Genomic DNA, 7,380 nt, shown 5'->3' on the forward strand with positions numbered 1-7,380 from the left:
TAGTCTGTCCGCGAGCCGGCAGGCCGGTCGCGTCTCTCGCCCCCGACTCAGCCCCGCCGCGCTCCCTCCCCCGAAGACCCGCGGCCCCCCCCCCCCGGGGGAGGGGAAGTGCGGCAGGACCGTCTCGGCGAGCTCGTGGAGGACCTCCTCGACGGGCCGGTCGCCGGGGCGGAGGTTGAACGAGACGTGGGCGACGCCCAGTTCACCCATCGCCGCGAGATGCTCGACGAGTGCATGGGCGCCGGCCCGCACGCCGAGCCGGATCGGCGTCGCGGCGGCGTCCGGGTCCCGGGCGAGATCCAACTGCATGGGCGTGAGGTACGGCTTGGACGCGTCGTCCCCCGTCAGCTCCCGCCACTCCCGTGTCTTGAGACGCAATGCGCCGAGTGGTCGCGGGTAATTGAGCGAGGCGTCCGCGTTCCGCGCGATCCATTCGGCGGACTGCTGGGCGTGCCCCGCCACGGCGATCGGTACGGTCGCGCCGGTCGGCTTCGGCAGCACGTCGAGTCGGCGGTCCGCGCCGAGGCCGAGCTCGGGCAGCTCCATCCCGGCCCCGCCGGCGTGCCGGGCCCACGCGGCCCGCAGCGTCTCGACGCCCTGGCGGAACGTGGCACCGCGGGCGTGGAAGTCCTCGCCGAACAAGGGGTACTCGACGGGCCGGTCCCCGCTCGCGAGACCCAGGACGAAACGGCCGCCCGACAGCACGTCCACGGTGGCCGCGGCCTTGGCGACGAGGATCGGGCGGCGCAGCGGCAGCACGACGGCCGCGGTGCCGAGCACGGCGCGCCGGGTCACGGCCGCCAGGTGCCCGAGGTGCGTGAACGTCTCGAAGACGGAGCCGGCGTCACCGAAGTGCTCCGGGTCGTACAGCGGAACGTCCCGCACCCACAGCCCCGCGAAGCCCGACTCGTCGGCGAGCGCGGCCAGTTCGGCGTGGCGGGTGAGGTCGGGGACGCCGAACGGGGCGCCCGTGTGCCGGTCGGCGCGCAGCCGGGTGGGGCCCCAGTCGTTGTCGAGGGGCAGTTCGAGGCCCAGGGTCGGCAGGCCCTCTGGGTTCACGAGCCGGTTCAGGGCGGTGGGGGCGGCAGACATCACACGTACGGCTTTCGGGAGTGAGGAGTGGCCCGGGCGGGGCGGCACGCTCGTCGGGCGCCGCCCCGTCCGGGCCGGGTGGGTCAGTTCAGCTCGTCGGGGTGCGGGCCCGTGCGCAGGTCGCGGTCGAAGGCGGCGATCGCGGTCATCTCGTCGTCGGTGAGGGTGAAGTCGAGGACGTCGAGGTTCTCGCGGATGCGGGCGGGCGTGACCGACTTGGGGATCACGACGTTGCCGAGCTGGAGGTGCCAGCGCAGGACGACCTGGGCCGGGGACTTGCCGTGGCGGGCCGCGATCGTGGTGATCGCCTCGTCCTTGAGGACAGCGCCCTGGGCGAGCGGGCTCCAGGCCTCGGTGGCGATGCCGAGCGCGGCGTGCCCGGCACGCAGCTCGCGCTGCTGGAGGCCGGGGTGCAGCTCGATCTGGTTGACGGCCGGGACCAGCTCGGAGTCCTCGATCAGGCGGTCGAGGTGGGCGGGCTGGAAGTTGGAGACACCGGCGGCGCGGACGCGGCCGTCGGCGACCAGCTTCTCGATGGCCTTCCAGGACTCGCGGTACAGGTCGCGGGCCGGGGTCGGCCAGTGGATGAGGTACAGGTCCACGTGGTCGAGGCCGAGCTTGGCGAGGCTGGCGTCGAAGGCGTCGAGCGTGGACCGGTAGCCCTGGTCCGCGTTCCACAGCTTGGTGGTGATGAACAGGTCCTCGCGGGCGATGCCGGACTCGGCGAGGGCCTTGCCGACACCCGCCTCGTTGCCGTAGATCGCGGCGGTGTCGATGGAGCGGTAGCCGGCCTCCAGGGCGGCGGCGACGGCGGCGGTCGTCTCGGCGTCGGGGACCTGGAAGACGCCGAAGCCGAGCTGGGGGATCTCGACGCCGTTGTTCAGGGTGACCGTGGGGATGCTGACGGGTGCCATGGTGGAACGGGCCTTTCAGACGGTGCGGTTGGTGAGGGTGTAACGGACGGTCTGGGCGCTGATCAGTCCGTCGCGGAAGACGAACGTGTCGACGCCGTCGGTGACCTCGTGGGTGCCGGTGGCGGCGGTCCACTGGAGGAACAGCACGTCTCCGGCGAAGGCCGGGGTCAACTGCCAGTCGGCGTCCGGGAGATCGGCCAGGAGACGGCCGATGCCCCGCTGGACGCCGTCGCGTCCGGTGAGGACTCCGTCGGGGGTGACGAAGACGGCGTCCTCGGTGTAGTTCCGGCTGATCAGGTCGAGGTCGCCGGTGCCCAGGCGGGCGCCGTGGTCGGCGAAGACCTCCTGCGGGGTGCGGGGGGTGCCGGTCGTCGTCATCGGGAGAGCTCCTGAACGGCGGTGCCGGCGAAGCCGTGGTCCTGCTCGGGGCTGCCGCCGCCGACGCCGATCGCGCCGATCAGACGGCCCTCGCGGTGCAGGGGGAGTCCGCCGGCGATGAACAGGAGGGGCTTGTCGAGGGCGGTGGGCAGGGAGTGGAAGGGGCCCTCGGGCTTGACCAGGTCCACCAGGTCGGCCGTGGGGGCGTCGAGCTGGAGGGCGGTGTAGGCCTTGCGGGTGCTGGTCTCGCCGGAGATCAGGACGGCCCGGTCGTCGCGGCGGAAGGCGAGGAGGTGACCGCCGGCATCGAGGACGCTGACGCTGACGGGGACGCCGGCGTCCGCCGCGGCACGGTGGGCCGCGGCGATCAGGGTCTCGGCCTCGGTGGTGGTGAGCGGGGTGACGGTGGGCGTGGCGGAGCTCATGGGTGCGGGTCTTTCCGGGTTGCTGCGGGGTGGTGTGGTTCGGAGGGTGGGGCCGGCGGCCTCTGCGGGGGCGCGGGACCTCCGGCTCCGTCGCGCGGTGTCTGCGCGACCGGCTACGACGGGCGGATGCCGGCGACGGTGTCCGGCCTGTGTGGCGGTGTCAGTGAGATGCCGGGACCTGGACGGGGGCCGGCTGGGCGGCGCCCGTGACGACCTGGCCGGACGCGCGGCGGGTGCGGCGGTCCAGGGCGGCGGCGATGAAGGCCAGGACCAGGGCCGTGGCGGAGAGGATCGCGCCGACCCAGTTCGGGGAGGTGTAGCCCAGGCCCGCGGTGATGACGATGCCGCCGAGCCAGGCCGCCAGCGCGTTGCCGAGGTTGAAGGCGCCGATGTTGGCGGCGGAGGCCAGGGTCGGGGCGGCCGAGGCCTGGTCGAGCACCCACTTCTGCAGCGGCGGCACGGTCGCGAAACCGAGGGCGCCGATCAGGGAGAGGGTGATCGCGGCGAGGACCTTGTCGTGGGCGGTCGCCGTGAAGAGCAGCAGGGAGGCGCTCAGCCCGGCGAGGGCGGTGAACAGCATCGGCATCAGGCGCCGGTCGGCGAACCTGCCGCCCAGGAGGTTGCCCAGGAACATGCCGATCCCGAACAGGACGAGCAGCCAGGTCACGGCACCTTCGGTGAAGCCGGCGACCTCGGTCATCATCGGGGTGATGTAGGTGATGGCGGCGAACACACCGCCGTAGCCGAGGACGGTCATCGCCATGGCGAGCCAGACCTGGACGTTCTTGAAGGCGGCGAACTCGCGGCGGACGCTGACCGATTCGGGCCGGCCGGTCTCGGGGATCAGCCTGGCGACGCCGAGGAAGCCGATGATGCCGAGCGCGGCGACGATGAGGAACGTGACGCGCCAGCCGGCTGCCTGCCCGATGTACGTGCCGCCGGGGACGCCGACGATGTTGGCCACGGTCAGGCCCATGAACATCAGGGAGATCGCGGAGGCCTTCTTCTGCGGGGCGACGAGGTCGGCGGCGACGACGGAGCCGATGCCGAAGAACGCGCCGTGCGCGAGGGAGGCGACGACCCGGCCGGCGAGCATCAGGCCGAAGGTCGGGGCGAGGGCGGAGAGCGTGTTCCCGACGACGAAGAGCGCCATGAGGGCCATGAGCATCTTCTTGCGGGACACCTTGGTGCCGAGGACGGTCAGCAGCGGGGCGCCGATGACGACGCCGAGCGCGTAGCCGGAGACGAGCCAGCCGGCGGTGGGGATGGTGACGCCGAAATCTCCCGCGACCTGGGGCAGCACGCCCATGATCACGAACTCGGTGGTGCCGATCCCGAAGGCCCCGATGGCCAGGGCCAGGAGAGCGAGAGGCATGGGGAGATACCTTCCAGGTCGTTGCGTGGAGCGCTTACGTTGGAAGACAATAATTGCATGCGCGGGATAAATGCAAGTGCACGAAGCTCTGGATGTATGTAGTCCGCGTGTGCAACTATTGGAGCGGAAGGAGGTCGTCATGACCGCAACCGCCCCCGCACTCACCGCCCTCGCCCAGGGCTGGTGCGCCCTCTCCCTGCTCCACGGGAGGATCGAGGCCCACATCGAGCGCGCCCTGCAGTCCCGCCACGACCTGAGCGTGCGCGAGTACTCCCTGCTGGACGTCCTCAGCCGTCAGCACGACGGAGAGGGCGGCCACCTCCAGATGAAGCAGGTCGCCGACGCCGTCGTCCTCAGCCAGAGCGCCACCACCCGCCTCGTCACCCGCCTCGAGGACCGCGGCCTGCTCATGCGCTACCTGTGCCCCACCGACCGGCGCGGCATCTACACCAACGTCTCCGACCAGGGACTCCAGCTCCTCGCCGAAGCCCGCCCCACCAACGAGACCGCCCTGCGCGAAGCCCTCGCCGAGGCGGCACAGGACGAGCGGCTCGCGCCGCTGGTGCGTGCCGTCGAGGGCGCACCCGTGCTCGCCGCCTGAAGCGCGCCGGGCTAGGTGGGCGTGAGCCACGTCCGGCACAGCCACCACGCCGTCATCGCGCCGAACGGGTCCCCCGGGTCGATCCCGGTGAGGTCGGCGAAGCGCTGGACGCGGTTGCGGACCGTGTTGGGGTGGACGAAGAGCCGCTCGGCCGCCGCCGTGACGTCGCGGCCGCACTCCAGCCAGGCCCGCACCGCCGAGGCGACCGGCTCCGCGTGCGCGCCCAGCGCCGTCCACGCCGCACGGTGCCGGTCCGTGAGCATCGCCGCGAGGTCGGCCCGGTCGGCCACCGCCGCGAGCACGGCGACGTCCGCCACGTGCACGACGCCCGCCCGCCCCGTCGACTCGGCCGCGGTCAGCGCGGCCAGCGCCAGACGCCGTACCGTGCCCAGCTCCTCCGCCTCCGCCGGACCGGCGAGCCCGGCCCGGCCGTCGCCGCGCACCGCCCGCGCCCCCGGACGACGCACGAAGACGCCGACCAGGAGCCCGTCCACGTGCGCGAGCAGCGCCGGACCCTGATCCCGTACCGCCTGCTCGACCGCGCTGTCGTCCGGGCGCGCCACCAGCACCCACAGGCCGCCGCCCGCCGGGAGGCCCGCCTCGGCCGCCGCCAGCGTCGCCGCCGAACCCCCTTCGAGGAGCCGGCGCAGCACCGCCAGATCGCGGCCGCCCGCCGACCGTCGCCCGGTGTCGGCGGCCCGGTGCGCCGCGATCAGCCGGGCCCGCACCGCCTGCGCCCAGTCGTCGTACAGCTCCCGCGCGTCCAGCAGCACCGTGGCCTCGATCCCGCACGCGGCCGCCGACTCCCGGGCCCGGGACCAGATGGCCCGCTCCGCGACATGGATCGCCCCGAGCACCGCCTCGATCGGCACCCCCTGCCGGGCCCGCGTCGAACCCAGCTCCTCCACGAACGACAGCTCCGCCTCCGTCGGCCCGCGCCGCGCCGCCAGCGCGCGCGTCGCCGCCACGAGCAGCGCCCGGGTGTGCCCCGCGATGTCCGCCGCCGGCAGCACCGCCACCTCCCGCACCGAGCTGCGCACCCCCGTCACCACGGAGGGCAGCAGATCGTCCTCGCCGACGACCCGCTCGATGAGGTCGACCACACCGCTCCAGCTGTCCTGTGCCATGCCCGGCATCCTCGCCCCCGTTGTGGCCGGGCACAACGGGGGGCCCGAATCACGTACCCGACGACATGTCCATCAGCGGAAACGACTCCTACGGTTGGCGGCAGCCACAGCGACCCCACCCCCGCCCCGTCCTTGCCGTAGAGGAGCCGCACCATGCCCCCACCGAGTCGTGTCGCCGTCGTCGGCGCGGGAGCGGCCGGCCTCGCCACCGTCAAGGCACTGCTCGACGCGGGCGCCGAACCCGTCGGATACGAGCGGGGGGACGGGCCCGGCGGACTGTGGGTGCGCGACAACACCAGCGGCCTGTCCCCGGCGTACGCCTCGCTGCACCTCAACACAAGCAAGGGCCGCACCCAGTTCGCAGACCTCCCGATGCCGGCCGACTGGCCCGACTACCCGTCCGCCGACCTCGTCGCCGGATACCTCGCCGACTACTGCGAGACCTTCGGACTGGCCGGGCACATCCGCTTCGGCACCACCGTCACCGCCGTCGAACGCGCCGAGGACGGCCCCGGCTGGCTCGTCACCCATGAGACGGGCGACGGCGGCACCGGCACCGAACGCTACGACGCCGTCGTCGTCGCCAACGGCCACAACTGGGACCCCCGCCGCCCCGAGCCCGCCCACCCGGGCACCTTCGACGGCACCCAGATGCACGCCCACGACTACCGCACCCCGGACGCCTTCCACGACCGCCGCGTCCTCGTCGTCGGCATGGGCAACTCCGCCATGGACATCGCCGTCGACGCCTCCTACGTGTCCCGCGGCCCCGTCCTGCTCTCCGCCCGGCGCGGCGTCCACGTCGTCCCCAAGTACCTCTTCGGCCGGCCCTCCGACGCGACCGGCGGAGCCCTCGCCGTCCTGCCCTGGCGGCTGCGCCAGCGGGTCGCCGAGACCATGCTGCGGCTCGCCGTCGGCACCCCGCAGAGCTACGGGCTGCCCGAGCCCGCCGGCGGCCTGTTCCAGAACCACCCCACGATCAGCGACACGATCCTGCACCGCCTCACCCACGGCGAGGTCACCGCCCGCTCCGGCGTCGCACGCCTCGACGGCGACCACGTCGTCTTCACCGACGGCCGCCGCGAACCCGTGGACGTCATCGTGTGGGCCACCGGCTACCGCGTCACCATCCCGTTCCTGTCCGAGCGCTGGCTCGGCCCCGACCCCGAGCGTCTGCGCCTCTACCAGCGGGTCTTCCACCTCGACGACCCCAGCCTGTGCTTCGTCGGGCTCATGCAGTCCACCGGCGCCGCCCTGCCCGTCGTCGAGGCGCAGGCCCGGCTCGCCGCCGCCCACCTCGGCGGCACGTACGCCCTGCCCTCGCCCGAGGAGCGGGGCGCGCGGCGCCCGCGCGCGCCGGGCGCGGGCGGGGCGGCGGGGGGGCGGGGCGCGCGGCGCGCGGGGCGGTCGGTGGACGGTGGACGCGGTGCTCGCGGCGGCGCACGGCGAGGGCGGCGATCCGGCGGAC

General features: G+C 73.8%; 8 protein-coding genes. 2 read left to right on the top strand and 6 right to left on the bottom strand.

Translation table 11 applies throughout. The features are described from left to right. The 5 genes from ACFW9D_RS20280 to ACFW9D_RS20300 form a co-directional block, all read right to left on the bottom strand. A partial coding sequence (locus ACFW9D_RS20280) for a TIGR03571 family LLM class oxidoreductase (protein ID WP_384623574.1) occupies positions 1 to 1,092 on the bottom strand: 1,092 nt, incomplete at its 3' end. An 83-nt stretch (positions 1,093 to 1,175) separates the two neighbouring features. Further along, positions 1,176 to 2,006, bottom strand: a complete 831-nt coding sequence (locus ACFW9D_RS20285; RefSeq protein WP_384623576.1) for an aldo/keto reductase — start codon at positions 2,004 to 2,006, stop codon at positions 1,176 to 1,178. A 15-nt stretch (positions 2,007 to 2,021) separates the two neighbouring features. Beyond that, on the bottom strand, positions 2,022 to 2,384 hold the full coding sequence (locus ACFW9D_RS20290) for a nuclear transport factor 2 family protein (RefSeq protein WP_384623578.1): 363 nt from the start codon (positions 2,382 to 2,384) through the stop codon (positions 2,022 to 2,024). Next, positions 2,381 to 2,809, bottom strand: a complete 429-nt coding sequence (locus ACFW9D_RS20295; protein ID WP_384623580.1) for a heme-binding protein — start codon at positions 2,807 to 2,809, stop codon at positions 2,381 to 2,383. Before ACFW9D_RS20295 ends, ACFW9D_RS20290 begins: the two co-directional genes overlap by 4 nt. A 160-nt stretch (positions 2,810 to 2,969) precedes the next feature. Further along, complete coding sequence (locus tag ACFW9D_RS20300; RefSeq protein ID WP_384623582.1) at positions 2,970 to 4,184, bottom strand: MFS transporter; 1,215 nt, start codon at positions 4,182 to 4,184, stop codon at positions 2,970 to 2,972. Between the two features lie 139 nt (positions 4,185 to 4,323). On the opposite strand from ACFW9D_RS20300, the gene ACFW9D_RS20305 reads away from it, so the two are divergent. Further along, the gene (locus tag ACFW9D_RS20305) at positions 4,324 to 4,785 is read left to right on the top strand and encodes a MarR family winged helix-turn-helix transcriptional regulator (RefSeq protein ID WP_384623584.1); all 462 of its coding nucleotides are present in this window, start codon (positions 4,324 to 4,326) and stop codon (positions 4,783 to 4,785) included. Between the two features lie 11 nt (positions 4,786 to 4,796). Here ACFW9D_RS20305 and ACFW9D_RS20310 read toward each other — a convergent pair whose 3' ends face one another. After that, positions 4,797 to 5,912, bottom strand: coding sequence for a helix-turn-helix domain-containing protein (locus tag ACFW9D_RS20310; protein ID WP_384623586.1), 1,116 nt, complete (start codon positions 5,910 to 5,912; stop codon positions 4,797 to 4,799). A gap of 153 nt (positions 5,913 to 6,065) precedes the next feature. On the opposite strand from ACFW9D_RS20310, the gene ACFW9D_RS20315 reads away from it, so the two are divergent. Continuing rightward, on the top strand, positions 6,066 to 7,380 hold a 1,315-nt coding region (locus tag ACFW9D_RS20315), incomplete at its 3' end, for a flavin-containing monooxygenase (protein ID WP_384623587.1).

The organism is Streptomyces sp. NPDC059524, from assembly GCF_042749255.1.
Taxonomy (GTDB): Bacteria; Actinomycetota; Actinomycetes; order Streptomycetales; family Streptomycetaceae; genus Streptomyces; species Streptomyces xanthii.

What these genes read in the sequence shown, in the direction of transcription:
- ACFW9D_RS20310 (WP_384623586.1), bottom strand. Translation starts at nt 5,912, where the DNA reads ATGGCACAGGACAGCTGGAGCGGTGTGGTCGACCTCATCGAGCGGGTC.
- ACFW9D_RS20285 (WP_384623576.1), bottom strand. Translation starts at nt 2,006, where the DNA reads ATGGCACCCGTCAGCATCCCCACGGTCACCCTGAACAACGGCGTCGAG.
- ACFW9D_RS20295 (WP_384623580.1), bottom strand. Translation starts at nt 2,809, where the DNA reads ATGAGCTCCGCCACGCCCACCGTCACCCCGCTCACCACCACCGAGGCC.
- ACFW9D_RS20300 (WP_384623582.1), bottom strand. Translation starts at nt 4,184, where the DNA reads ATGCCTCTCGCTCTCCTGGCCCTGGCCATCGGGGCCTTCGGGATCGGC.
- ACFW9D_RS20305 (WP_384623584.1), top strand. Translation starts at nt 4,324, where the DNA reads ATGACCGCAACCGCCCCCGCACTCACCGCCCTCGCCCAGGGCTGGTGC.
- ACFW9D_RS20290 (WP_384623578.1), bottom strand. Translation starts at nt 2,384, where the DNA reads ATGACGACGACCGGCACCCCCCGCACCCCGCAGGAGGTCTTCGCCGAC.